At 69.0% G+C, this 24152-nt stretch carries 21 protein-coding genes; 9 read left to right on the forward strand and 12 right to left on the reverse strand.

The annotated features are described in order from the left end of the window. Positions 1–38 precede the first annotated feature (38 nt). From C7443_RS12925 to aas, 6 genes are all read right to left on the reverse strand, one after another. Positions 39–1256: an acyltransferase family protein gene (locus C7443_RS12925; protein ID WP_170123607.1), complete on the reverse strand. Its 1218-nt coding sequence runs from the start codon at positions 1254–1256 to the stop codon at positions 39–41. Between the two features lie 655 nt (positions 1257–1911). Further along, positions 1912–2895 carry an acrylyl-CoA reductase (NADPH) gene (gene acuI, locus C7443_RS12930; protein WP_110019032.1) on the reverse strand — a complete coding sequence of 328 codons (984 nt, stop codon included), beginning with the start codon at positions 2893–2895 and terminating at the stop codon, positions 1912–1914. Between the two features lie 18 nt (positions 2896–2913). Next, positions 2914–3525, reverse strand: a complete 612-nt coding sequence (locus C7443_RS12935; protein WP_110019033.1) for a TetR/AcrR family transcriptional regulator — start codon at positions 3523–3525, stop codon at positions 2914–2916. Positions 3526–3623: 98 nt separating this feature from the next. Beyond that, the gene (gene lplT / locus C7443_RS12940; protein ID WP_110019034.1) at positions 3624–4820 is read right to left on the reverse strand and encodes a lysophospholipid transporter LplT; all 1197 of its coding nucleotides are present in this window, start codon (positions 4818–4820) and stop codon (positions 3624–3626) included. A gap of 143 nt (positions 4821–4963) precedes the next feature. After that, positions 4964–5398 (reverse strand): CBS domain-containing protein, encoded by a 435-nt coding sequence (locus tag C7443_RS12945; protein WP_110019035.1) that lies wholly within the window; start codon positions 5396–5398, stop codon positions 4964–4966. A gap of 180 nt (positions 5399–5578) precedes the next feature. After that, positions 5579–7711 carry a bifunctional acyl-ACP--phospholipid O-acyltransferase/long-chain-fatty-acid--ACP ligase gene (gene aas, locus C7443_RS12950; protein ID WP_110019036.1) on the reverse strand — a complete coding sequence of 711 codons (2133 nt, stop codon included), beginning with the start codon at positions 7709–7711 and terminating at the stop codon, positions 5579–5581. A 207-nt stretch (positions 7712–7918) separates the two neighbouring features. On the opposite strand from aas, the gene C7443_RS12955 reads away from it, so the two are divergent. Continuing rightward, on the forward strand, positions 7919–8842 hold the full coding sequence (locus C7443_RS12955) for a hypothetical protein (RefSeq protein ID WP_110019037.1): 924 nt from the start codon (positions 7919–7921) through the stop codon (positions 8840–8842). A gap of 12 nt (positions 8843–8854) precedes the next feature. On the opposite strand, the gene C7443_RS12960 is transcribed toward C7443_RS12955, so the two are convergent. From C7443_RS12960 to mfd, 4 genes are all read right to left on the reverse strand, one after another. Continuing rightward, positions 8855–9175, reverse strand: a complete 321-nt coding sequence (locus C7443_RS12960) for a heavy metal-binding domain-containing protein (RefSeq protein ID WP_110019038.1) — start codon at positions 9173–9175, stop codon at positions 8855–8857. A 91-nt stretch (positions 9176–9266) separates the two neighbouring features. Further along, positions 9267–9863: a cytochrome b/b6 domain-containing protein gene (locus tag C7443_RS12965; protein ID WP_110019039.1), complete on the reverse strand. Its 597-nt coding sequence runs from the start codon at positions 9861–9863 to the stop codon at positions 9267–9269. 97 nt (positions 9864–9960) lie between these two features. Beyond that, positions 9961–10212: a PepSY domain-containing protein gene (locus tag C7443_RS12970; protein WP_110019040.1), complete on the reverse strand. Its 252-nt coding sequence runs from the start codon at positions 10210–10212 to the stop codon at positions 9961–9963. Positions 10213–10309: 97 nt separating this feature from the next. After that, positions 10310–13726, reverse strand: a complete 3417-nt coding sequence (gene mfd, locus C7443_RS12975) for a transcription-repair coupling factor (RefSeq protein WP_110019176.1) — start codon at positions 13724–13726, stop codon at positions 10310–10312. Between the two features lie 119 nt (positions 13727–13845). Here mfd and C7443_RS12980 point away from each other — a divergent pair, with 119 nt between their 5' ends. The 4 genes from C7443_RS12980 (at position 13846) to C7443_RS12995 (ending at position 16332) form a co-directional block, all read left to right on the forward strand. Further along, positions 13846–14490 (forward strand): response regulator, encoded by a 645-nt coding sequence (locus tag C7443_RS12980; RefSeq protein ID WP_110019041.1) that lies wholly within the window; start codon positions 13846–13848, stop codon positions 14488–14490. A 330-nt stretch (positions 14491–14820) separates the two neighbouring features. Further along, positions 14821–15105, forward strand: a complete 285-nt coding sequence (locus C7443_RS12985) for a PepSY domain-containing protein (protein WP_110019042.1) — start codon at positions 14821–14823, stop codon at positions 15103–15105. Next, entirely contained in the window at positions 15098–15655 is a 558-nt protein-coding gene (locus C7443_RS12990; RefSeq protein ID WP_110019043.1) for a cytochrome b/b6 domain-containing protein, read from the forward strand. Before C7443_RS12985 ends, C7443_RS12990 begins: the two co-directional genes overlap by 8 nt. Before the next feature lie 149 nt (positions 15656–15804). Continuing rightward, a complete protein-coding gene (locus tag C7443_RS12995; RefSeq protein WP_110019044.1) occupies positions 15805–16332 on the forward strand; it encodes a hypothetical protein in 528 nt (175 codons plus the stop codon). A 28-nt stretch (positions 16333–16360) separates the two neighbouring features. On the opposite strand, the gene hrpB is transcribed toward C7443_RS12995, so the two are convergent. Then, positions 16361–18910 (reverse strand): ATP-dependent helicase HrpB, encoded by a 2550-nt coding sequence (hrpB, locus tag C7443_RS13000; RefSeq protein ID WP_110019045.1) that lies wholly within the window; start codon positions 18908–18910, stop codon positions 16361–16363. A 158-nt stretch (positions 18911–19068) separates the two neighbouring features. Between hrpB and C7443_RS13005 the strand changes: the two genes are divergently transcribed. Then, positions 19069–20217 carry a response regulator gene (locus C7443_RS13005; protein ID WP_110019046.1) on the forward strand — a complete coding sequence of 383 codons (1149 nt, stop codon included), beginning with the start codon at positions 19069–19071 and terminating at the stop codon, positions 20215–20217. Here the strand turns inward: C7443_RS13005 and C7443_RS19915 are convergent. Continuing rightward, entirely contained in the window at positions 20201–21388 is a 1188-nt protein-coding gene (locus C7443_RS19915) for a DedA family protein (protein ID WP_246004653.1), read from the reverse strand. The two genes, C7443_RS13005 and C7443_RS19915, sit on opposite strands and share 17 nt — an antisense overlap. Positions 21389–21448: 60 nt before the next feature. Here C7443_RS19915 and C7443_RS19920 point away from each other — a divergent pair, with 60 nt between their 5' ends. From C7443_RS19920 to C7443_RS13020, 3 genes are read left to right on the forward strand one after another with little or no spacing between them, the layout of a single operon-like run. Beyond that, positions 21449–22414, forward strand: coding sequence for an ABC transporter substrate-binding protein (locus tag C7443_RS19920; protein WP_246004654.1), 966 nt, complete (start codon positions 21449–21451; stop codon positions 22412–22414). A 31-nt stretch (positions 22415–22445) separates the two neighbouring features. After that, positions 22446–23324: an ABC transporter permease gene (locus C7443_RS13015; protein ID WP_110019048.1), complete on the forward strand. Its 879-nt coding sequence runs from the start codon at positions 22446–22448 to the stop codon at positions 23322–23324. Next, entirely contained in the window at positions 23321–24115 is a 795-nt protein-coding gene (locus C7443_RS13020) for an ABC transporter ATP-binding protein (protein ID WP_110019049.1), read from the forward strand. The genes C7443_RS13015 and C7443_RS13020 overlap by 4 nt, the downstream gene beginning before the upstream one ends. The last annotated feature ends 37 nt before the right edge of the window (positions 24116–24152 follow it).

Below are 24152 nucleotides of genomic sequence, written 5' to 3' on the forward strand. Positions count from 1 at the left end.
GCGGCAAACGACTGTTGCCGTCTGATGTTCAGCGGGTCTCAACTGCCTTGGGTTTCTGTCGAGGCGGGACACGTGACACTGGCCCGGTAGCCGAAAATGCGGCGCGAGCGCAGCCAGGCCGTCGCTGCATTCGTACTCTGCATGCCAGGCTGTTCTATCAGGCGAAACGTGGCATAGGCCGTGGCGATCAAGACCGGGGCCAGCGCAATGATCGTCAGCCAGTGTTCCTGCGCTGAAAACAGCTTCGCCTTATCGGTGCCGAGAACGAACGTGAATGTGACAAACAGCAGAATTCCGTGCAGCAGATAAATGCTGTACGCCATTTCTCCCAGCGTACGCGAAACGTCGTTTGTCAGTGCACCAAAAAGGGTATTGCCTCCGGCAATGATCGCGAACGCACCGGATAGCAGGATTATTGGTTTGAGCCCGTAGGTCGTCGGGAACAGGGTGATTGTCATTAATATAAATACAATGGCGATCAGCGCGCTGAGATTTGAAGTACAGAGCTTTCTGTAGAGATCTGAGCGCACGAGAAAAGCTGAGACGATGCCGCCGAGGAATGCCATTAAATGATAAAAGCTGGGTTGCCACCAAGCGAAACTCAACACACCGGCAATGCCCAGTGCGATGAACGGCAGTGGCGGAATGACCAGCACGGCAAGGGCGAGTACCGGCAGTGAAAGGTAAAAGAACCATTCATATGGGATCGACCAGGTAACGCCGGCAATGATAATGCTGGTATGGCTGATGCCGTTGATGTTTGGGTCGCCGAGAATCGTGAACCCTGACCAGCAGATGAGCTCTTTGGTGACTGTATAAAGTGGTTCTTTGAGTGTCCATTGAGATAAAGCAAACACTATAAAAAACAGTAAAGCCATTGAAAATGCATACAAGGGTGTCAACCGCAGAAAGCGGGAAACGAACAGCTTCAGCCAGTCGATCTTCTTTTTTCGACCATCTAGAATTTTAGAAAAAAACAAAAACCCTGTGATCATGAAAAACAGAGCGACACTGCTCTGACCGAAATGCGTATATAAATTTGACGGTGGAACCCGCCATTGGCCGGTCCTGAGATAAAAAAACCAGATGCATGAATGATGTAGAAAAACGAAAAACGCGAGGTATCCACGAAGTCCGTCAATTGATGAAAAACGGCCTTTGGCTGGCTCGACCCCGTATCTTTTCGCAATCAGATAGCCCATCAGCAGTGCTGACAGCATGGCTCCGATTACCGGTAAAAAGCTAACTGGGTCCATGGATTGACCTCCTGCGGGCATGATGACCGGCTGTATCCGGTGTCTGCAACCTACGGTGCGCGACGGTCCTGATCAGCGATGTGTTTCTTATGGGTATCAGCATGTCGGCCTGAAAACGATATCGGATGCATGCACATACGCATTCTGTTGAAAATGGTTGGTTGATCTGCGGTGACGAGCGGCCGATCCGGCCCGTGAGTATCGCTGCTTTGAACGACCGTGCCGGCGTGCAGGGATCGGGTTTGGCGCACGCCTGTGTCTCCGTTGCCCGCATCTACATGAGGCCCGTGCCGCCCGCCGCCTCATGTCAGTGGCGGTTTTCGTCACTGCAGCCTGGCGTTGACAGACTGCGGTTGGATGTCGCGTGCAGGGCGGGATTGTACAGCCCGGCACCGATACCCCGACGTACGCACCTCCCGGTGCGCCCGGTATTTTGAGAAGTGTTGCGGGCATTGGCGATGTAAGTCGGATCGCCCGCGCTGAACCCCGATCCAGCGCTGGTCCGGCGTGCAGTCGAGCGCGACTGGCTGTGACGCACCAAGGCCGGCGTGACCGCCGACGCACCGACGATGCGGCGACGATCGGCGGAGCCGGTACCTGTGTCAGTGAAGTGCTCGCCGACTGCGCGCACAGATGTCCGCGCCGGGTTTGACCATCAGCGGTTGACGTCGACCACCAGGCGGCCGCGGATGTGGCCGGCGAGCAGTTCCGGCGCTGCGGCGATGGCGTCGGCGAGGGGGATTTCGGTGGTGATCGCCGCCAGCTGCGCGGCGTCGAGTTCGGCGGCCAGCGCGGCCCAGGCGGCCTCGCGGCGTGCACGCGGTGCCATCACGCTGTCGATGCCGGCGAGGGTGACGCCGCGCAGGATGAACGGCGCGACCGTCGCCGGCAGGTCCATGCCACCGGCCAGGCCGCAGGCGGCGACGGTGCCGCCGTAGCGGGTGCTGGCGCAGACGTTGGCCAGCGTGTGGCTGCCGACGGTGTCGACGGCGCCGGCCCAGCGCTCCTTCATCAGCGGCTTGCCGGCGGCGGAGAGCTCGGCACGGTCGATGATCTCGGCGGCGCCGAGCGACTTCAGGTAATCGGCCTGCGCCGGCCGGCCGGTCGAGGCCAGCACGCGAAAGCCGCGCTGCGCCAGCAGGGTGACGGCGACGCTGCCGACGCCGCCGGCGGCGCCGGTGACCAGCACCTCGCCGTGGTCCGGCGTCAGCCCGGCGCGCTCCAGCGCCTGCACGCACAGCATCGCGGTGTAGCCGGCGGTGCCGATCGCCATTGCCTGCGCCGTGCTGAACGCTGCCGGGCGCGCGATCAGCCAGTCGCCCTTGGCCCGCGCGTACTGCCCCAGCCCGCCCCAGTGCGCCTCGCCGACACCCCAGCCGTTGAGGATGACCTCGTCGCCGACCTGCCAGCGCGGGTCGCTGCTGGCCTCGACGCGGCCGGCGTAGTCGATGCCGGGCACCATCGGAAAGCGGCGTACCACCGGCGCCTTGCCGGTGATCGCCAGCCCGTCCTTGTAATTGAGCGTCGAGTGCGCGACACGCACCGTCACTTCGTAGTCCGGCAGCTCGGCCTCATCGACGTCGGCGACACGCGCCTCGGTGCGATCGGCGGGTTTTTCCAGATAGATGGCACGGAACATCGGCTTACCTCCGGGGTGTCACTCGGTGAAAGGCGGCTCGGCGACGCCGAGCACGCGGCAAAAGAACTGCGTGCGCAGCAGCTGCAGCGGCGCTGTCGAGCCGGCCAGCTTGGCGCGCAGGATCGCCCCTTCCCAGGCGATCCAGAACAGCGCAGCGGCGGCTTCGGCGTCGCAGTCGGCGGGCAGTTCGCCGGCGGCGATCGCCGCGCGCAGGCAGTTGGCGACGCGGCGCTGCCAGTCGCTGAGCAGGGCGTCGAGCTGCTGGCGGAAGTGCTCGTCCTGCGCCGCCAGTTCCTGCCCGAGATTGCCGGCGAGGCAGCCGCGGCGGCAGGCGTAGCGCGCCATGCCGGCGATCGCGCTGTCGATGAAGGCTGCCAGCCCGGCCAGCGGCGTGCACCCCGGCGCCTGCAGCGTGCGTTCGAGCTTTTTCGCGAAGTAGGCGCCGTAGGCGTCGATGACGGCGTGGGTGTAGTCGGCCTTGCTGGCGAAGTGGTGATAGAACGAGCCCTTCGGCACGCCGGCACGGCGCAGCAGGGCGTCGAGTCCGGTGCTCGAATAGGTCTGCTCGGTCAGCAGTTCGACGCCGAGGCGCAGCAGTGATTCGCGGGTGACGGAGCGGCGGCTGTTCATGCGCCGAATAGTAGACCGGTCGGTCTATTTTTGCGAGGGCAAGTACACGGCAATGTGTGTTGCGGCGCCGCTGGCAGCAGGCGGCGCCGCGTACCGGCTCAGCGCTGGCGCCGCCGCGCCAGCCAGAGCACGGAGATCGCCGCCGACAGGCCGAGGCCGAACAGCGGTGCGATCCACAGCACCGGCGTGCCGGCGCCGAGCGCCAGCGTGTACAGGCCGAGCATCAGCAGCATCGCGCCGTTTTCGCCGAGGTTCTGGATGGCGATGGCGTGGCCGGCGCCGACCGTCTCCTTGCCGCGCTCCTGCAGCAGGGCGTTGAGCGGCACGATGAAAAAGCCGCCGCAGGCACCGACGACGGCGAGCAGGGCGTAGGCCGGCGCCAGGCTGTGCACCAGCGCCAGCGCGGCGACGGCGAGGCCGATGCCGACGCCGGCCGGCAGCGCGCGTTCGACCTGCTCCAGGCGCACGCAGGCGCCGGCCAGGCCGGCACCGAGCACGATGCCGACGGCGACCATCGCGTTGAGGTAGGCCGGCGTGGCGTTGTCGGTGATACCGAGCGCGATCGGCACCCAGGCCACCAGCAGAAAGCGCATCGTCACGCCCGAGCCCCAGAACAGGCTGGTGCCGATGATCGAGAAGCGCGTGTCCGGGTGGCGCCAGATGCTGCGCAGCGCCGCAATGAAGTCGCCGAGCAGCGAGCGCGCCGAGACGTTCTTCAGCGGATGCGCCGCCGGCAGCCGCGGGATCAGCAGGTTGGCCGCGGCGGCGGCGGCGTAGACGCCGGCACAGACGCCGAGTGCCAGCGTCACGCCGTGGTCGGCGAGCACGCCGCCGGCGATCGCGCCGGTGAGGATCGCGGCGATGGTCGAGGCTTCCATCAGGCCGTTGGCCTTGACCAGCTGGTCGCCCGAGGTCAGCTCGCCGAGGATGCCGTACTTGGCCGGCGAATAGGCCGCGGCGCCGACGCCGATCAGGCCGTAGGCGAGGAAGGGATCGAGCCCGGCCAGCAGGCAGGCGGCGCCGGCGAGCTTGAGGCCGTTGGCGATCAGCATCACCCGGCCTTTGGGGAAGGAATCGGCGAAGGGGCCGGCGAACGGCGCCAGCAGGATGTAGGCGGCGACGAAGAACTGCTGCAGCAGCGGCGCGGCCCAGTCCGGGTAGGCCAGGCTTTTCAGCAGCGCCAGCGCGGCGAACAGCACCGCGTTGTCACCGAAGGCCGAGAAGAACTGCGCAAACAGCACGGCGGCCATGCCGCGCGACCACAGCGGGCGGGTGGCGGACGGGGCAGTGGTCATGAAGGCTCCTGGGACGATGGCGCGGTCGTGCGCCGCAGCCTCGCATGCTACCGGGGCGTGGCCAGGCTTGTCCGGCGCCGCGCGGGCACAAAAAAGCGGGCCGCTGCTGGCGGCCCGCGTGCCGGGGAGGCGGATGTAGTGGCTTACAGCACTTCGTTCAGGTGTTCACGCATGTGCACTTCGACCTCGAAGGTCGAGATTTCCGGGCCGAGCGCATCACGCGCCGAGACCATGCCGATCGGCCGCTCGGCGGCGTCGACCACCGGCACGTGGCGAAAGCCCGACTCGTACATCAGGTGCAGGGCATGGCCGAACGGCCGCTCGCCGGTGATCGTCTGCGGATGCGAGGTCATCACTTCCGTCAGCAGTGTTTCCGGGCTGAGGCCGACGGCGAGCACGCGAAACAGTGCATCGCGCTCGGTGAAGATGCCGGTCAGGCGGCCGGCTTCATCGACGATCATCACCGCGCCGACATGGTGTTCACGCATGCGGCGGGCGGCTTCGGCGACGCTGATGTCGGCCGAGGCGGTGAGGATTTTCTGGTTCTCGACGACGGTGCGGATCGGACGGTGGCGCATGGTTCGATCTCCTCTTTGGTGGTGGCGCGGTCGGTTCTGGCGGAACGGCCCGGTTCGGCGTTGGGCCGCGACCCCCTGCGCAAACGTGTAGACCAAGCAGGTCATTGATGAGCAGCGGATTTATGACATTTGCATGGGACTGCACACCTGAGCTGACAGCGCCGGCGCCGGGGCGTGTTTTCAGCCCGTCGCCAGGCTCTGCAACTGCGCGTAATCGGTCTTGCCGGTGCCGAGCAGCGGAATCTCGGCGAGCGGTCGGATGTCGCGCGGCACCGCCAGTTCCGGCACGCCGAGGCGGCGTGCGGCGGTGAGCAGCGCCTCGCGTTCGAGCCCGCGCTCGGTGGTGAACAGCACGATCGCTTCGCCCTTGCCGGCATCGCTGCGGGTGGCGGCGGCGTGCATCGCCTGCGGTGCGACGCTGCGCGCGAGGTTTTCGACGACCTCCAGTGACACCATCTCGCCGGCGATCTTGGCAAAGCGCTTGAGCCGGCCGCGGATGTGGATGAAGCCGTCCTCGTCGACCGAGCAGATGTCGCCGGTCGAGTACCAGCCGTCTTCACCCGAGGCCCGCGGCGGCTCGATGACGCCGGGGGCCTCGTAGCGCAGGTAGCCGAGCATCACGTTCGGCCCGCGCACTTCGAGCACGCCGCTGCCGTCGTCGAGGCCCTCGACCGGCACCAGCCGGCTTTGCATCGCTGGCACCAGCTGGCCGACGCTGCCGCTGCGGCAGGCCATCGGCACGTTGCAGGCGAGCACCGGCGCGCATTCGGTGACGCCGTAGCCTTCGAGGATGCGGATGCCGAAGCGCTCGATCCAGGCGCGGCGCACGCTCTCGTCGAGCTTTTCGGCGCCGGCGACCACGTAGCGCAGGCGGCCGAAGTCATACGGGTGAGCGAACTTGGCGTAGTTGCCGAGAAAGGTCGAGGTGCCGAACAGCACCGTGCAGTTGCGGTCGTAGCTCAGCTCCGGGATGACGCGGTAGTGCAGCGGGCTCGGATAGAGGAAGGCCTTGCAGCCGGCCATCAGCGGCAGCAGCGCGCCGGCGGTGAGGCCGAAGCTGTGGAACATCGGCAGCGCCACCATGAACTTGTCGAGCGGCGTGAAGTCGGCGATCGCCCGCACCTGGGCGATGTTGGCGAGCAGCGAATCATGGGTGTGCACCACGCCCTTGGGCCGGCCTTCCGAGCCGGAGGTGAACAGCACCACCGCCGGGTCTTCGGGGCGCGCCGAGCGTTCGCGCAGCAGGCGCGGCAGCAGCAGCCGCGGCAGCAGCCAGAGCTTGTCGGCGCGGCCGAACTGCGCGCGCAGGTCTTCGAGGTAGTACCAGTTCAGCTCGGTCAGCGCCTGCGGCAGGTGTTCGAGGTGGCCTTTTTCGAGGAAGGCGTGCGAGGTGAACACGCTGCGGATACGCGCCGCCGTGCACGCCGCGCGCAGGCCGTCGACGCCGGCGGTGTAGTTGAGCATCGCCGGCACGCGGGCGCAGGCGCCGGTGCCGAGCACCGCGGCCAGCGTCGCCGCGGCGTTGGGCAGCAGCAGGCCGACGTACTCGCCGCGTTCGCTGCGCTGGGCGACCAGGCGGCCGAGCGCCAGGCTCATCTTGGTCAGCGAACCGTAGGATTCCTCGATCAGGCGCACGTCCTCGACCACTTTGTGGTTGCGGCCGAAGCTCGCGCGGGCGCTGAGGAAGGCTTCGAACAGCGTCAGCCGCGGCCGCGTCACCACCAGCATCTCGGTGAGCAGCGCCCGCATGTGCTGACCGGCGACGGCGCGGCGCTCGCGCGCGCTCGGCCGGTCGGGCATCGGCATCGTGCGCGGCGGCAGGATGTGCAGCGTGATGCGCGGGAGCAGCTGCAGCGGATAGAGCCCGCCGAGGCGACCGAAGTAGCTGCGCGCTGCGCCTTCGATGCGCACCGGCACCACGGTCGCCGCCGTCTTCGCGGCGACGAAGGCGGCGCCGTCATAGACCTTCATCAGCGAGCCGGTGACGGTGATGCGCCCCTCCGGGAAGATCACCACCGGCCGGCCGCTTTCGACCAGCTTGACGATCGCCTTCATCGCCATCGGATTGGCGGCGTCGACTTCCAGGTGCTCGACGAACTTCAGCAGCCGGCCGAAGAACGGATGCGCGGCGATCTGCGTGTGCACGACGAACACCGGCTCGACCGGCAGGAACAGGCCGAGCAGCAGGCCGTCGAGGAAGGATTCGTGGTTGGCGACGATCAGCGTGCGGGCATGGCCGTGCGCGGCGTAGTCGCCGAGCACGCGCACACGAAACAGCGCGCCGAGCGCGAGGCGGAGAAAACGTATCAGCATGTCGGCAGATCCGTGGCCGGAGGTCACCGGCGTGGTGGTCGGTCGGGGTGGGTGGGCGACGTGCCCTGCAGCACGCCGTGCGGCTGCAGTCTAGCCGGTGCGCGGGGCGGCTTGCGGCCTGCGCCGCGGCTGCCAGACTCGGCAGATCAGGCTTCGCTTCCCGTCCTGCCGGCGCGCCGGGCGCCGGCCCTGCTGGAGGGTTTCGCGATGAGCCGTCGTCTGCTGCTGTGCCTGTGGCTGTGTGCACCGTCCTGTCTGTGGGCGGCGGTGCTCAATGTCGAATTCCAGTTCACGCCCTACCGCGGCGATCCCGCCGCCGACAGCGTCGATACCGTCGCCGGTCGCGCGCGGGTGTACCTCAACGGCGTGCCGTTGCTCGAACAGGCGATCGCGGCGCAGTCGGTGCCGGTGATGTTCGAGGCGCGCGAGATCGCGCCGGCGCTGTGGTTGCCGGCCAGTGCGTTCGGTCCGGGGCTGCGGCGGGGCGAAAACAGCCTGCGCATCGAATTCGAGCCGGCCGATGCGGCGGCCTACAGCGCGCAGCTGCGCTGGGCCGAGGTCACCGACGCGGTGCAGGAAGAACGCAGCGATGGCCACTACGCGGCGACCAACCAGAGTGGCGAGGGGCAGGAGACCCGGCAGGGTCACGGCCCGCTGAGCTTCGAGCGCCGTTTCGTTGCCGATTTCGCCAGCGACCGGCCGTTTCATCATTACCCGCCGGTCGATGCGCTGAGCGCCGCCGACCGCGCGGCGATCCTCGAACAGGTGCAGGCGCGTGCCGCGGCGTTCCGGCCGACGTTCGACGGCGTGCATCAGCTGCTCGCCGGGCGCGAGAACCTGCGCCTCGCTGACATCAAGCGTCTGAAGTGTCTCGACAAGGCGTACGCCGTCGGCCTGCGCATCGTGCTGCCGCCGGTCGAGTCGATCGAGCTGCTCACCTTCGGGCGGCCGGAAGTCGTCGTCCGCGGGCGTGACGGTGCGCCGCTGTTCATGCCGAACGACGCCGCCCGCTTCGAGCGCATCAAGGGGCAGGCGGTGCAGTTGTGCGCCGGCGTGGCGCTGGCGGCGGCCTATCCGCCGCAGCTGGTGTTCGTGCGCACGCCGGCCGGCCGCTGGGAGGTGGCCTACTGAGTACGGCTGTTTTCAGTCGACGACGACCGCGGTGCCGCTGACGGCGACTATCATCATGCCGTTCTGCTCGCCGAGGACTTCGTAGTCGATGTCGATGCCGACGATGGCGTTGGCGCCGAGCTGCTGCGCGGCGCGGGTCAGCTCCTCGAAGGCTTCGCTGCGCGCATCGCGCAGCACTCCTTCGTAGGTGCCGCTGCGACCGCCGATGAAGTCGGTGATGCTGGCGAACCAGTCCTTGACCACGTTGGCGCCGAGAATGGCCTCGGCGTTGACGATGCCGCAGTACTCGCGGATGCGGTGGCCTTCGAGCGTGGGGGTGGTGCTGAGGATCATCTGCGGGTCTCCGTTCAGGGCTCAGAAGCTGACGATGGCACAGCGTGCGCCCGCCTGCAGACCGCCGCCGGCCCGCTGCATTCCGTCGCGCTCATTCACCGCGGGCCGGCGCCGGTTCGGCGGCGGGGGCGCGTTTGCGGCCGGTGACCATGCTGCGCGGCAGGTTCTCGCGGTGCAGCAGGCTCTCCCAGACCACGCCGAGCAGGTGGCCGCCGACCAGCACGACCGTGCTCCAGGCACAGAACACGTGCGCCGCGCGCAGCCAGTCCGCGGTATCGGTGCTGACGTCGCCGAGCAGGGTGCCGAGCGGGCCTTCGCCGCGGGCGCCGTACAGGCTCAGGCCGAGCGTGGTGGTCAGCAGCAGCATGCCGAGCAGCGCGAAGATCATCGCGCCGCCGGCCGGATTGTGGCCGAGGTGGCGCTCGGCGCGGCCGCGCAGCACCGCCAGCGTGTAGCGCAGCACCTCGCGCGGCGGGTAGGCGAAGTCGGCGAAGCGCGCGTGGCGCGGCCCGATGAAGCCCCATACCGCGCGCACCAGCAGCAGGCCGAACACGGTGTAGCCGGCCAGCACGTGGATGTCCTGCAGTTCGTCTTCAGTGAAAAAGGCCAGCGTGAAGGCGCTGACCAGCGTCCAGTGGAACACCCGCACCAGCGGGTCCCAGACCTTGATTTCGTCGCTCGGCGTCATGCTCGTCCTCCGCGTCGGGCCAAAGACAATCCCGCTGCGGCCGGCGCGGCGCCTGCGCTGGCGCCGGCCGCAGCGGGAGCTGATCCGCGCGTCAGGCTTACTTGGCCTTCAGATCCTGCTCGCCGGTGGCGACGTTGAAGAACAGCGCAACCTTCTTGCCGTCGGCGCCCTTGATCTGGACTTCCCACAGCTTCTGGCCGTGCTGCGTCTCGGTGTAGGCCTTGACCACCTCACCGGGGTGGATTTCCTGGGCCTTGGCGATCGCCTCTTCCTTGGTCATGTCGGCGGCGAAGGCGCTGCCGGCAGTGGCGAGCAGGGCGGCGGCAAGCAGGGCGTTGAGTGTGCGCATGAATTCGGTCTCTGTGGCTGCCCGGTCGACGTGACCGGATGGCGTGCAGACTAGGCGCGGCCACTGAATCGACACTGAACGAATGCTTAACGCCAGCTTATGCCGCGATCGTGCCGAGCAGCGCGTCGATTTCGTCGGCGCGCTGGGTGGCGTCGGCGAGCGGGCGCACGATGCGCAGCTTGTCCTGACCGTCGAGCTTGTAGACCTTCGGCTGTTTACCGATCAGCGCCAGCAGCTTGGCGACGTCGATGTTCGGCTGCGCGGCGAAGACGATGCGTCCGCCCTGTTCACCGATGTCGATCTTGCGCACGCCGAGCGGGGTGGCGGCGAGCTTGATCGCGGTGACGCGGAACAGGTTGTGCACCTGCGCCGGCAGCAGGCCGAAGCGGTCGATCATCTCCACCTGCAGCTCGCGCAGCGCCTCGGCGTCGCTGCAGCTGGCGATGCGTTTGTAGAGCATCAGCCGCGCGTGCACGTCCGGCAGGTAGTCCTCGGGGATCAGCGCCGGGGCGCCGAGGCTGACCTCGGGGCCGTGCTCCAGCGCCGCTTCGAGCTGCGGCAGTCTGCCCGAGCGCAGCGCCTTGACCGCGCGTTCGAGCATGTCCATGTACAGCGTGAAGCCGATCTCGTGGATCTGCCCGCTCTGCTCCTCGCCGAGCAGCTCGCCGGCGCCGCGGATTTCGAGGTCGTGATTGGCGAGCATGAAACCGGCGCCGAGGTCTTCGAGCGACTCGATCGCCTCGATGCGCTTGACCGCGTCGGCGGTCATCGCCTTGCGCGGCGGCGTGATCAGGTAGCAGTAGGCGCGGTGATGCGAGCGGCCGACGCGCCCGCGCAGCTGGTGCAGCTGCGCCAGGCCGAGCTTGTCGGCGCGGTTGATGATCATGGTGTTGGCCGAGGGCACGTCGATGCCGCTTTCGACGATGGTGGTGCACACCAGCAGATTGCAGCGCTGGTGGTAGAAATCGAGCATGACTTTTTCCAGCTCGCCAGCGCCCATCTGGCCGTGGGCGATGGCGACGCGCGCGCCCGGCACCAGCGCCTGCAGGTCCCTGGCCTGTTTTTCGATGGTGTCGACGTCGTTGTGCAGGAAATACACCTGACCGCCGCGCTTGAGCTCGCGCAGGCAGGCCTCCTGCACCAGCGCGGCGTTGAACTCGCCGACGAAGGTCTTTACCGCCAGGCGGCTGGCCGGCGGCGTGGCGATGATCGACAGCTCGCGCAGCCCGGCCATCGCCATGTTCAGCGTGCGCGGGATCGGCGTGGCGGTCAGCGTGAGGATGTCGACCTCGGAGCGCAGCGCCTTGAAGGCTTCCTTCTGGCGCACGCCGAAGCGGTGCTCCTCGTCGATGATCACCAGGCCGAGGTCTTTGAACCTGACATCGGGCTGGATCAGCTTGTGGGTGCCGATGACGATGTCGAGGCTGCCCTCGGCCAGCCCGGCGAGCACTGCGTCGGTGTCTTTCTTCGAGCGAAAGCGCGACAGCGCCTCGACGCGCACCGGCCACGGCGCGAAGCGGTCGAGGAAGTTCTTGTAGTGCTGGTTGGCGAGCAGCGTGGTCGGCACCAGCACCGCCACCTGGCGACCGTCCTGCACCGCGAGAAAGGCCGCGCGCATCGCCACCTCGGTCTTGCCGAAGCCGACGTCGCCGCAGACCACGCGGTCCATCGGCTTGCCGGCGCGCATGTCAGCGAGCACGGCGTCGATCGCCGCCTGCTGGTCGGGGGTTTCCTCGTAGGGGAAGCCGGCGGCGAAGGCTAGGTAATCGCCTTCCTCGCCCTTGAACTTGTGGCCGCTGCGCGCGGCGCGGCGGGCGTAGATGTCGAGCAGCTCGGCGGCGACGTCGCGGACTTTTTCCGCGGCCTTGCGGCGGGCTTTTTCCCACTGCTCGCCGCCGATCTTGTGCAGCGGCGGATTCTCCGCGCCGCTGTAGCGGCTGACGCGGTCGAGCATCGCCACCGGCACGTAGAGCTTTTCGGCGTTGGCGTATTCGAGCACCAGGTACTCGGCCTCGATGCCGCCGGCGTCCATGTGCGTCAGCCCCTGATAGCGGCCGACGCCGTGATCCTCGTGCACCACCGCCGCGCCGATGGCCAGATCGGAGAGGTTGCGGATGATGCTTTCGGCGTCGCGTGCGGCGCGGCTGGTGCGCCGGCTCTGGCGCACCCATTCGCGGTGCAGCATGCCCTCGGTGACGACGGCAACCGCATCCAGCAGCAGGCCCTGATCGAGCGGCGCGACGCACAGCGCCAGGCGCTCGCCGGCGGCCAGGAAGGCGCGCCAGTCGGCGACCGGCTGCACCTGAATGCCCTGCGCGCGCAGCGTTTCGGCGAGCACTTCGCGGCGGCCGGCGGATTCGGCGGCGAACAGCACCCGCCCCGGGTAGCGGTCGAGAAATTCCAGCAGTGCCGCCGCCGGGCGCTCGGCACGCGGCACCAGGTAGAGCTCCGGCAGCGGCCGCGCCAGCGCCGAGACGCCGTCGGTGGCGAGGTCGATGCGCGTCAGCCGGCCGACGCGCTGGTTGACCTCGGTCGGATCGAGGAACAGTGCCGACGGCGCCAGCAGCGGGCGCTCGCGGTCGTGGCGGCGGCTCTCGTAGCGCTCGTTGACCTGGGCGAGGAAGGCGTCCATCGCCGCGTCCCAGCCGGCCAGGCGCAGCACCAGCGCGCCCGAGGGCAGGTAGTCGAACAGCGTGCCGGTGCGATCGAAGAACAGCGGCAGCCAGTATTCGACGCCGGGCGGCGCGAAGCCCTGGCTGACCTCGCGATAGATCTGGCTGCGCTGCGGGTCGCCCTCGAAGGCGGCGCGGAAGGCGGTGCGGAAATGGGTGATGGCGTCCTTGTCGAGCGCGAATTCGCGCGCCGGCAGCAGCTCGATGGCGTCGACCTTGCCGGTGGACTTCTGCGTTTCCGGGTCGAAGGTGCGCAGCGATTCGATCTCGTCATCGAACAGGTCGATGCGGTACGGCGCCTCGGCGCCCATCGGGAAGACGTCGACGATCGAGCCGCGCACGGCGAACTCGCCGTATTCGGCGACCTGGGCGACGCAGAGGTAGCCGGCGGCTTCCAGCCGGCCGCGGAAGGCATCCGGGTCGAGGCGGTCGCCGACTGCGAGCAGCAGCGCGTGGGCATCGAGGTAGCTGCGCGGGCACAGGCGCTGCATCAGCGTCGGCGCCGGCACGATCAGCACGCCGCGCTTTTCCTGCGGCAGGCGATAGAGCGTCGCCAGGCGCTGCGAAACGATGTCCTGATGCGGCGAGAACACGTCGTAGGGCAGGGTTTCCCAGTCCGGGAATACCAGCGTCGGCAGTTCGCTGCCCGGCGCGAAGAAGCCGATCTCCGCCTGCAGGCGCAGCGCCGTGGCGGTATCCGGCGCCAGCACCAGCACCAGGCCGTTGACGCGGTTCGCCGTCTGCGCGATCGCCAGCGCCGTCGCCGCACCGGCGAGACCGTCCCAGCGTCCGGGTAAGCGGGTGTCGGCGGGCAGGGGAAGAGAGGGCAAGGCGGCAGACATGATGCGCATCACAGTGGCTCGGTCGAGAGCCGTTATCATAACGGATGGCCGCCGGTCGGCCGTTTCGCGTTATCGTCGCGCGTCCGCTGCATCTCCCCGACTTGCCAGGCCCTTCCCCGATGATCCACGTCATGCTGGTCGATGACCACGAACTGATCCGCATTGCGCTCGCCAAGGTGCTTGGCGACAGCGTCGGGATCAGTGTCATCGCCGAGGCGGTCGACGGTGAGGACGCGCTGGCCAAGGCGCGCGCGCTCAAGCCCGACGTGGTGCTGATCGACGTCGACATGCCCGGCATGGGCGGCGTGGAGGCCACGCGCCGCCTCGCCGCGCTGCCGCACCAGCCCAAGGTCGTCGCCGTCTCGGTGCACGACCAGCCGCCGTATCCGCAGCGGATGATGGAAGCCGGCGCCGTCGGCTATCTGCCCAAGGGCGGCGCCGCCGAGGAGGTCGTCGATGCCGTGCGCGTGGTGGCGCGCGGCGGTGCCTACATCGCGCCGACCATCGCCGGCCAGCTGGTGATGGCGAGCATCCGCCAGCGCGCCGACAACCCCTTCGAAGGTCTCTCGGCGCGCGAGATGCAGGTGGCGCTGATGCTGGTGCAGGGCCGCGCGCTGCAGGAAATCGCCGATGCGCTCAGCATCGGCTACAAGACCGTCTGCACCCACCGTTACCGCATCTTCCAGAAGCTCGGCATCGACAGCGACGTCAAGCTGATCCATCTCGCCTACCGCTACGGCGTGGTCGACATCCACTCGCCCTGAGCGGGCCGGACCGCCGCTCACGGGCCGGGGCGACCCGTGAGCGGCGGGTGGCACCGTCCGATCGGCCGGGCAAGCGCTGCAGACGCTCGTTGTCCGCATTCGGCATCCGCGTGCCGCGAACGGCGAGGGGCGTGCACCGCGTGTTCCGCGCGGCCGGCGCAGCGGCGATGACTGGCCGCATCCGGCCGCCGGGCGGTCTTTGCCGCGGCCCGCGCGGCAGCGGACGGGCCAGTATTCACCGGCCCGAGCGTTCAGGGCCGATTCAGCTCGCCCCGGCAGACTCCGCTCCCGAACCCGGCATCCTGCCGGTCGAGCCAGGAAGTCTCGCTGATGAAACGCTTACTGAGTGCCGTGATCCTCGCCACAGCCTCCGCCGGTGCCTTCGCCGGTACGCAGTGCACCGAAGAGCCGAAGGACAAGTGGATGACCGAGGAGGCCTTCAAGGCCAAGCTCGACGAGCAGGGCTACACGGTGAAGAAGTTCAAGGTCACCTCGGGCAACTGCTACGAGATCTACGGCAAGAACAAGGACGGCAAGAAGGTCGAGATCTACTTCAACCCGGTCGACATGTCGGTCGTGAAGTCCAAGTCGGAAGACGAGGACGATGATGACTGAGCTGCAGGCGTCGGTCGCGGGCGTCGATAGCGCCGCCCGCGTGCGCGTCTGGGATCGCTTCGTGCGCGTGTTCCACTGGGGGCTGGTGGCGGCGTTCGCCACCGCCTGGGCCAGCTCCGACGATGCCGAGGCGCTGCACCAGTGGGCCGGCTACAGCGCGGCGGCCTTGATCGTCGCGCGCATCGTCTGGGGCTTCATCGGCAGCCACTACGCCCGCTTCGCGCAATGGGTGCCGACGCCGCGCACGCTGCGCGCCTACCTGCAGGCCATGCTGCGCGGGCGTGAGCCGTACCACCCCGGTCACAACCCGGCGGCGGCGGTGATGATCCTGTTCCTGATGACGATGGTGCTGGCGATTGCCACCAGCGGCTGGCTGATGACCACCGATGCGTTCTGGGGCAGCGAGCTGATGGAGGAATTCCACGAGGGCTGCGTCAACGTCACCCTCGGTGCCGTCGCGCTGCACATCGCAGCCGCCGTCTACGAGAGCCTGCGTCACCGCGAGAACCTGATCCGCGCGATGTTCACCGGCTACAAGCGTTCACGCTGAATGCCACGGCTGAGCCGACCGTGCCCGCCTTCGCGGCGGGCGCGGTCGTTTCGTCTCGCCCGGCCGCACGCACCTCGCCTATCGTGAAGGGAACACCCGTGCCGGCGGCGGTTCCGACCGGTATGGGGCTGAACGACGGGAGGTGTACGGTGAAAGCGGTCACGATCGGTGATGGCGTGCAACTGCGCGAGGCGCTCGAACACCGTCGCCATCGTCTGACGCGCGCCTTGCGCGGCTGCGCCGCCGCCGCGCTGTGCGGCCTGCTGCTGAGCCTCGCCGCGCTGCAGGAAGAGCGCCTGCCGCAGCCGCTGGCGCTTGGTTTCTTCGTCACCTTCGGTGGCCTCGCCGCCCTCGGCGCCGCCCTGCTGCGCCGCGGCTTCGCCCGCCTCGCCGCCGCCGTCCCCCGGCTCAAGCCGGCACCGTGCCGCCTGCTGCTGCACATCACTCACTGGATCGACGGTGCCGACTACGCCGGCGAAGTGCGCATCGCCGAACTCTGGCGCCTGCGCGTGCGCTTCGACCCGCCCGAGCGCGACCTCGGCCCCCTCGACGGCCACGAACTCGACGCCGTCGCCTGGATGGAACCGCAGTGCCGCCGGCTGTGGGCCGTCGAACTGCCGATGACGGTGCTGTGGGTCAGCCTGCAGGTGCGCGTAGCGGAGGAGCTGCGCGCCTGATAGCTGCGGCCATCAAGCGCTGGCCCGCTCAGGTTCCCCGCGGTTTCGCCCGCCGTGTCGCGGTCGCCGTCCACGGATCGTCTGGCCACGGGTGTTTCGGGTAGCGGCCTTTGAGTTCTTTTTTGACCTCTGCGTAGGTGCGTTCCCAGAAGCCGCGCAGGTCCTGGGTGACCTGGATCGGCCGTTGTGCCGGCGACAGCAGGTGCAGGGTGACGGCGATGCGGCCGTTGGCGATGCGCGGGGTGTCGGCGAGGCCGAACATTTCCTGCAGCTTGACCGCCAGCACCGGCGCGGCGCCGTCGACCGTGTAGCTCAGGCGCAGCCGCGAGCCGCTCGGCACTTCGAGGTGGGTCGGCGCCAGCGCATCGAGCTGCTGCGCCTGTGCCCAGTCGAGGCGGGCGCGCAGGATGGCGCCGAGGTCGAGGCGGGCGAGGTGTTCGCGGCGGCTGATGCCGTCGAGGTAGGGCGCGAGCCAGTCGTTCAGGCGGGCGGCGAGGGCGGTGTCGCTGACGTCGGGCCAGTCCGCGCCGAGCCAGGCGCGCAGCGACAGCACCCGCGCCTGCCACTCGCGCAGCGCCGGCGTCCACGGCAGCGCGTCGAGGCCGAGGCGTTCGATGCCGGTGCACATCGCCGCGCGCAGCGCCTCGGGCGCGGGGCGGGCGAGGGCTTTGGCGTCGATCAGGATTGCGCCGAGGCGGCGTTCCTCGCGGGCGACGACGGCGGCCTCGCGCTCGTCCCAGCGCACGCTGGCAGCGCTGTCGATGTGCGCGGCGAGGACGTCTTCCAGCGTTGGTGCGTCGAGTTCGGCGGCGAGGAAGATGCGGCCTTCGCGCTCGCCGGCGTCGAGGCTGGCGACGGCGAGCCAGTCGGCGCCGCTCAGCGGATCGCCTTCGCGCAGCCGCGCGCCGCGGCCGTTGGCGAGCAGGTAGCGGTCCGGCGAGCCGTCGCGGCGGCGGGCGATGCGTTCGGGGTAGGCGGCAGCGAGCAGGCGGGCGACCTGGCTGGCGCGGATCGGTTCGGCGTCGGCGCGGCTGCCGAGGCGCTGGCGCAGGGCGCGAGCGGCCTGCTCGACGCGCTCGCAGCCGTTGCCGTCGGCGCCGAGTTCGCGCAGGGCACCGCGGCCGCGTGCGCGCAGCGTCGCCAGCGCTTCAAGGCGTAGCGTCAGATCGGCCGAGCGTGCTGCCTCGCCCCTGAGCACATCGCGCTCTTCGAGCAGTGCGGCGACGTCGCAGGCCAGCGCCGGGCAGCCGTCGCGGCGGCCGGCGAGCAGCAGATGAGCAAGGCGCGGATGCAGGCCGAGTTCGAGCAGCGCGCGGCCGCCGGCGCTGATGCGGCTGTCGACATCCAGCGCATCGAGCTGGCGCAGCAGCGCCTGCGCCTGTGCCAGCGCGCCGGGATTCGGCGGGTCGAGCCACAGCAGCGCATCCGCCGGCGCGCCCCAGGCCGCCAGCTCCAGCGCCAGCGGCGCCAGGTCGGCATCGAGGATTTCCGGGCTGGTGTGCGGGCGCAGCGTGGCGTCGGTGGCCGGCGTCCACAGCCGGTAGCAGACGCCGGGGCCGAGGCGGCCGGCGCGGCCGGCACGCTGTTCGGCGGCGGCGCGGCTGATGCGCACTGTCTCCAGTCGGCTCAGGCCGCTGCGCGGGTCGAAGCGCGGCTGGCGGGCGTAGCCGGCGTCGACGACGACGCGGATGCCATCGATGGTCAGGCTGGTTTCGGCGATGCTGGTCGCCAGCACCACGCGCCGCCGGCCGCGGGCGTCGGGTTGCAGCGCGCGCTGCTGCTCGGCAAAGGGCAGTTCGCCGTAGAGCGGCAGCACGCTGACGCTGTCGCCGAGTTCGGCCGCGAGGGCGGCGGCGGCGCGGCGGATTTCGCCACTGCCGGGCAGAAAGGCCAGCACATCGCCGCTTTCTTCGGCACGCAGCGCCGCGAGCACGCCGCGCACCAGCGTTTCGGCCGGCGGGGCGTCGGATTCGCGCGCGGCGTAGTGGATGTCGACCGGATGACTGCGTCCGGCACTGGTCAGCAGGGGCGCATCGCCGAGCGCCCGGCTCAGCCGCTCGCCGTCGAGCGTGGCTGACATCAGCAGCAGGCGCAGGTCTTCGCGCAGGCCGCGCTGGGTGTCGTGCGCCAGCGCCAGCGCCAGGTCGGCATGCAGACTACGTTCATGAAACTCGTCGAATATCAGCAGGCCGATTCCGTTAAGCTCCGGGTCGCCCTGCAGACGGCGGGTGAGGATGCCCTCGGTGACGACCTCGATGCGTGTGCGCTGGCTTACCTTCGACTCAAAGCGCATGCGGTAGCCTACGGTTTCACCGACGGACTCGCCGAGCAGTGCCGCCATCCGGGAGGCGGCGGCGCGTACTGCCAGGCGGCGCGGTTCGAGCATGATGATGCGGCCGCCGTTCAGCCAAGCTGCGTCGAGCAACGCGAGTGGAACGAGCGTCGTCTTGCCTGCACCGGGCGGCGCCTGCAGCACGAGGGCAGGAGCGGTGCTCAGCCGGGCCTGCAACTCGGCGAGCAGGGGTGAGATCGGTAGCGACGGGAATGAAGCCAATGTGGATGGCGACAGCTGGGGCATGGTCAGAGGCTTGGTTTTCCCGTTGTTAATTTCTGTGACTGGAACTGCATGTCATGAGGTGGCGAATGCATTCGACCGATATGTCGGGTATTACGACGGGCGGTGTCAGCGACGCCGCCGAACGGCGCAGTTCGAACCCGGCTTGAGGAAGGACGACAATGAAGACAGCCTTGGTGGTCGACGATTCTCGACTGGCGCGCCTGGCCTTGACTCGCACTCTGGAAAAGCACGGCCTGCAGGTGGCGCAGGTGGCTTCCGCTGCGGAGGCCTTCGAGTATCTCAATTCGACACGGCCCGACCTAGTGTTCATGGACGTGACGATGCCGGAAATGGACGGTTTCACCGCGGCCGGCCTGATTCACAACGATCCACGCAGTGTCGGCATCCCGGTCATCATGTGCTCGGCGGAGGAAACCGCCGACGTCAAGGCGCGTGCCGCCGATGTCGGCGCCGTAGCTTTTCTCAGCAAGACCGCCGATGACGCCGGCATCAGCCAGCTGCTTGGCACGTTGCTGAGAGCCGCACCGGCCCCGCAGGCGGCTCCGGTTGCGGCGGCTGCGCCCGCCCTCGATCCCGCTGCGCTGCAGGCGCAGATTGCCGCGGCGGTGGACAGCGCCGTCGCAGCCCGCCAGCCGGCGCTGGAGGCGCAGGTGCGCGAGTCGCTGCTTGCGGGCGTGCCCGCGCTGCTGGTGACGAGCCTCGATGAGCGCCTGAGTGCGCTGCTGCCGGAGATCGGCGCCAACGCGGTGGCGCAGGCCCGCGAGGTGGCTGCGTCGCACGCGCAGGCGTCCGCTGCCGCTGTGGCACAGCAGATCGTCGCCGAGACCACCGAGCCGCTGGCGCGCGCGGCGGCGGAATCGGTGCTGCGCGATGCGACGGCCGAGCAGGCGGCGCAGCTGCGCACGCTGATCGCCGAGCAGGTGCCGGCGGCGATCCTCGCCAGCAAGGACGAATGGCTGCAGTCCCTGCAGGGCGCACTGGAGACCGGGCCGTTTGCCGTGCGCATCGGCGAGCTGGCACGCGGCGCTGCCAGCGAGGCCGTGCGTGCGATGACCGCCGACGTCGTCGCCCAGGTGCAGGGCATGCAGAGCAATGCGCCGGCGGAAATCGCCGCCCTGCGCAATGAGCTCGAAGTCACGCGGCGGGCGATCGAACAGCTGCCGACGCGGGCCCAGCTCGACGAGGCTGTTGCCGAAGCCCGTGCTGCACGCGAGCTGGCCGAGGAGGCACAGACACGGCTGACGCGCGGCATGGTGGTGCTGGCGCTCGGCGTCGTCGCCGCGCTCGCCGTCAGCCTGATGCTGTAATCCGGGCGGGGGCGTTGCCGTCCCCCGTCAGTGCCGCCGGTTGCGGCGGCGCCGGCGCAGTGGCCGGATTTTCGGCCCAGCAGGCGAGCCAGCCGCAGGCTCGCCGATACTGATGGCTCAGCGCGGCATGCCATTGCGGCTGCGCCGCCGGTGAATGCGTATCGAACCACAGACGTAGCACCTGCCGTTCGCCGTGATGGTCGCCGCGTACCCAGATGGCGTCCGGTGGCTGCCAGTTCGGCGTGACCGGCAGGGCCGCCAGCGGCGCTGCCGGATCGAGTGCGGCCAGCCAGGCTTCACGGGACGGCCGCGGCCGGCTCCAGCCTTCCTGTTGCAGGGCACTCGCCAGCGCCTGGCGGCTGCCGACCCACAGCGCGGTGTCGCTCGGGGTCGACAGGTCGGCGGCGAGCGGATGCAACACGATGCCGAACACCAGCAGTGCCGCTGCCGCTGCGATGCGCAGATACAGCGGGCGCGGCCGGCGCGACAGCAGCAGCGTGCTCACCTGCCACAGCAGCCACAGCAATACCAGAGCGACGAGCGCCACGGCGAGCAGGCGGGTGACCACCGGTCCGGCGCGATCGAGGGTGGCGGCCAGCGCCATGCCGGGCAGCAGATAGGCCGGCGCCCACAGCAGCGCCGACAGCAGATTGAGCAGCATGAAGCGCCGTGGCGACATGTCGAGCATGCCGGCGATCAGCGGCACGACGGCGCGCACCGGCCCGACGAAGCGGCCGATCGCCACGCTCTTGCCGCCGTGGTGCTGAAAGAAGCGCTCACCGCGCTCCAGCCATTCGGGGTGACGGTTCAGCGGCCACAACCCGCGTGTGCGTGAACGCATGCGCCGCCCGAGCCAGAAGCTCGCCCAGTCGCCGATGACCGCGCCGGCCACCGCCCAGGCCCAGATCGGCGCGAGCGGCAGGTGGCCGAGGCCGATCAGCGCGCCGCAGGCGAGCAGCAGCGAGGCGCCGGGCACCAGCAGGCCGACGATGGCGAGTGACTCGGCGCAGGCGATCAGCAGGACACTCAGTCCCATCAGCTGCGGATGAGCCGTGGACCAGTCGGCGAGCGCGGTGAACCAGTGCATGTCCATACTGGAAATTCTAACGCCGCTCGCCGCCAGCGCCGAGTCGCGGCTTTGAGTGGCTTTGATCTGAGTGGTTGTCGCCACTTTGACCGCTGTGCAAGGCTTGCGCGCTGGTCTGCCCCCCGACCGCAAGAGGACGACATCGTGAACAACCCGCGCATTCTCGCGGCGCTGCTGCTGGCCGCCACCGCGTTTGCCCAGCCGCTCGCTCAGGCCGCCGAGCGCCGGCTTGGGCTGACACAGATCGTCGAGCACCCGTCGCTCGATGCCGTACGCAAGGGCATCCTCGATGAACTGGCGACGCACGATCTGAGCGACGGGCATGGTTTGCGCGTGGACTTCCAGAGCGCCCAGGGCAATCCGGCGACGGCGGCGCAGATCGCGCGCAAGTTCGTCGGTGAAGGCAGTGACGTCATCGTCGCCATCGCCACGCCATCGGCACAGGCGGTGGCAGCGGCCACCCGCGACATCCCGATCGTCTTCGCTGCCGTCTCCGATCCGCTGGCGGCAAAGCTGGTGCGTGATCTCGAACATCCGGGCGGCAACGTCACCGGCACCTCGGATCTGACGCCGGCCGCCGAGCAGATCCGTCTGATCCGCGCGGTGTTGCCACAGGCCCGGCGCATCGGCGTGCTGTTCAATCCGGGGGAGGCCAATTCGGTGGCGCTGCTCGCCCGCTTCAAGACCGAGGCGGCGGCGCAGGGCTTCAGTGTCGTCGAGAGCGGGGCGCCGAAGTCGAGTGACGTCCTCAACGCCGCGCGGGCGCTGGTCGGCAAGGTCGATGCGATCTTCATTCCGCTCGACAACACCGTGGTCTCGGCACTCGAAGCGGTCATCAAGGTCGGCGGTGAGGCCAAACTGCCGGTATTCAGCGCCGATACCGACTCGGTCACGCGTGGCACGCTGGCCGCGGTCGGCTTCGACTACTACGACCTCGGCCGTCAGAGCGGCGCCCAGGTCTGGCGCGTGCTGCAGGGCACGGCGCCGGGTGAGATGCCGGTCGAGTCGGTCGAAAAACTGTCGCTGGTGCTCAATCTCAAGGCCGCCAGGGCGATGGGCGTCGAGCTGCCGCCGGAGCTGCTCGCACGCGCCGCCAAGGTGCTGCATTGAGCGCGCCGTCGACGGTGCGGGGGGCGCGGCCGTGAGCTTGATCGCCTTTGCCGGAGCGATGGAGGTCGGGCTGCTGTATGCGTTGGTCGCGCTCGGCGTTTATCTGTCGTTCCGGGTGCTGAATTTCCCCGACCTGACGGTCGACGGCAGTTTTCCGCTCGGGGCCGCGGTGGCGGCCAGCCTGATCGTCGCCGGCTGGAATCCGTGGGCGGCGACGGCGATGGCGGTGCTCGCCGGCGCGCTCGCCGGGCTGCTCACGGCGTGGACTTCGCTGCGCCTGCAGATCCTCGACCTGCTCGCCGGCATCCTGGTGATGATCGCGCTGTATTCAGTCAATCTGCGCATCATGGGCCGGCCGAACGTCGCGCTGCTCGGTGAAGAAACCGTATTCACGCCCCTCGCCGCGCTGCCGCTGCCGGGCTACCTCGCCACGCCGCTGGCGCTGCTGCTGCTGCTGCTGCTGCTGCGCTGGGCGCTCGATCGCTTCCTCGGCTCCGGGCTGGGGCTGGCACTGCGCGCCACCGGCGGCAACGCGCGCATGGCGCGGGCCAACGGCATCAATACCCGCGCGGCGACGCTGCTCGGCATGGCACTGGCGAATGCGCTGGTCGGCCTGGCCGGTGCGCTGTTCGCGCAGTCGCAGGGGGCGGCGGACGTGACCATGGGGCTGGGCACGATCGTCGTCGGTCTGGCGGCGGTGATCGGTGGCGAGGCGCTGCTGGCGCCGCGCAGCGTGGCGCGTGCCACCATCGCTTGCGTGCTCGGCTCGCTGCTCTATCGCCTGCTGGTGGCGCTGGCGCTGAACGCCGATTTCATCGGTCTGCAGGCACAGGATCTGAATCTGGTGACCGCGCTGCTGGTCGGCGCGGCACTGGTGTTGCCGCGCCTGCGGGCGAAGGTGCGCCGATGATCGCCGTTGACGCTGTACAGGTGGTGTTCAATGCCGGTACGCCGCTGCAGAACGAGGTGCTGCGCGGCCTGAGCCTGGACATTGCCGAAGGACAGTTCGTCACTGTCATCGGCAGCAATGGCGCCGGCAAGTCGACGCTGCTCAACGTGCTGGCCGGTGAGGTGCAGCCGAGCCGCGGGCGTGTGCGCATCGGCGGGCGCGATGTCACCGGCCAGGCGCCGCATCAGCGCGCGGCGCTGGTCGGCCGGGTGTTCCAGGACCCGCTGGCAGGCACCTGCGGCGAGCTGACCATCGAAGAAAATCTGGCGCTGGCGGCGGCGCGCGGTACCCGGCGGGGCTTTGGCCGGGCGCTCGATACCGCCCGGCGCACGCGATTTCGCGAGGCGCTGGCGGCCCTCGGCCTCGGCCTGGAACATCGGCTGCACGATCGCATCGGCCTGCTCTCGGGCGGCCAGCGCCAGGCTGTGAGTTTGCTGATGGCGACCTTGCAGCCGCTGCAGATCCTGCTGCTCGACGAACATACCGCGGCCCTCGATCCGCAGACGGCGGCCCTGGTGCTGCGGCTGTCGTGCGAGCTGATCGCCGAGCATCGCTTGACCGCGCTGATGGTCACGCACAGCATGCGTCAGGCTCTGGCGGTGGGGGATCGCACCGTCATGCTGCATCGGGGCGACGTGGTGTTCGATGTCGCCGGAGTGGAGCGCGCGCGGCTCGATGTGCCGGATCTGCTGGCGCTGTTTGAGCGGGCACGCGGCGAAACACTCGATCAGGACGATCTGCTGCTGGCTTGACGTGCCGCGCATGCGGCTGGCGCGGACAGGAAGGAGA

Origin of the sequence: Plasticicumulans acidivorans (assembly GCF_003182095.1) — a bacterium.
In the GTDB taxonomy this organism is placed as follows: Bacteria; Pseudomonadota; Gammaproteobacteria; order Competibacterales; family Competibacteraceae; genus Plasticicumulans; species Plasticicumulans acidivorans.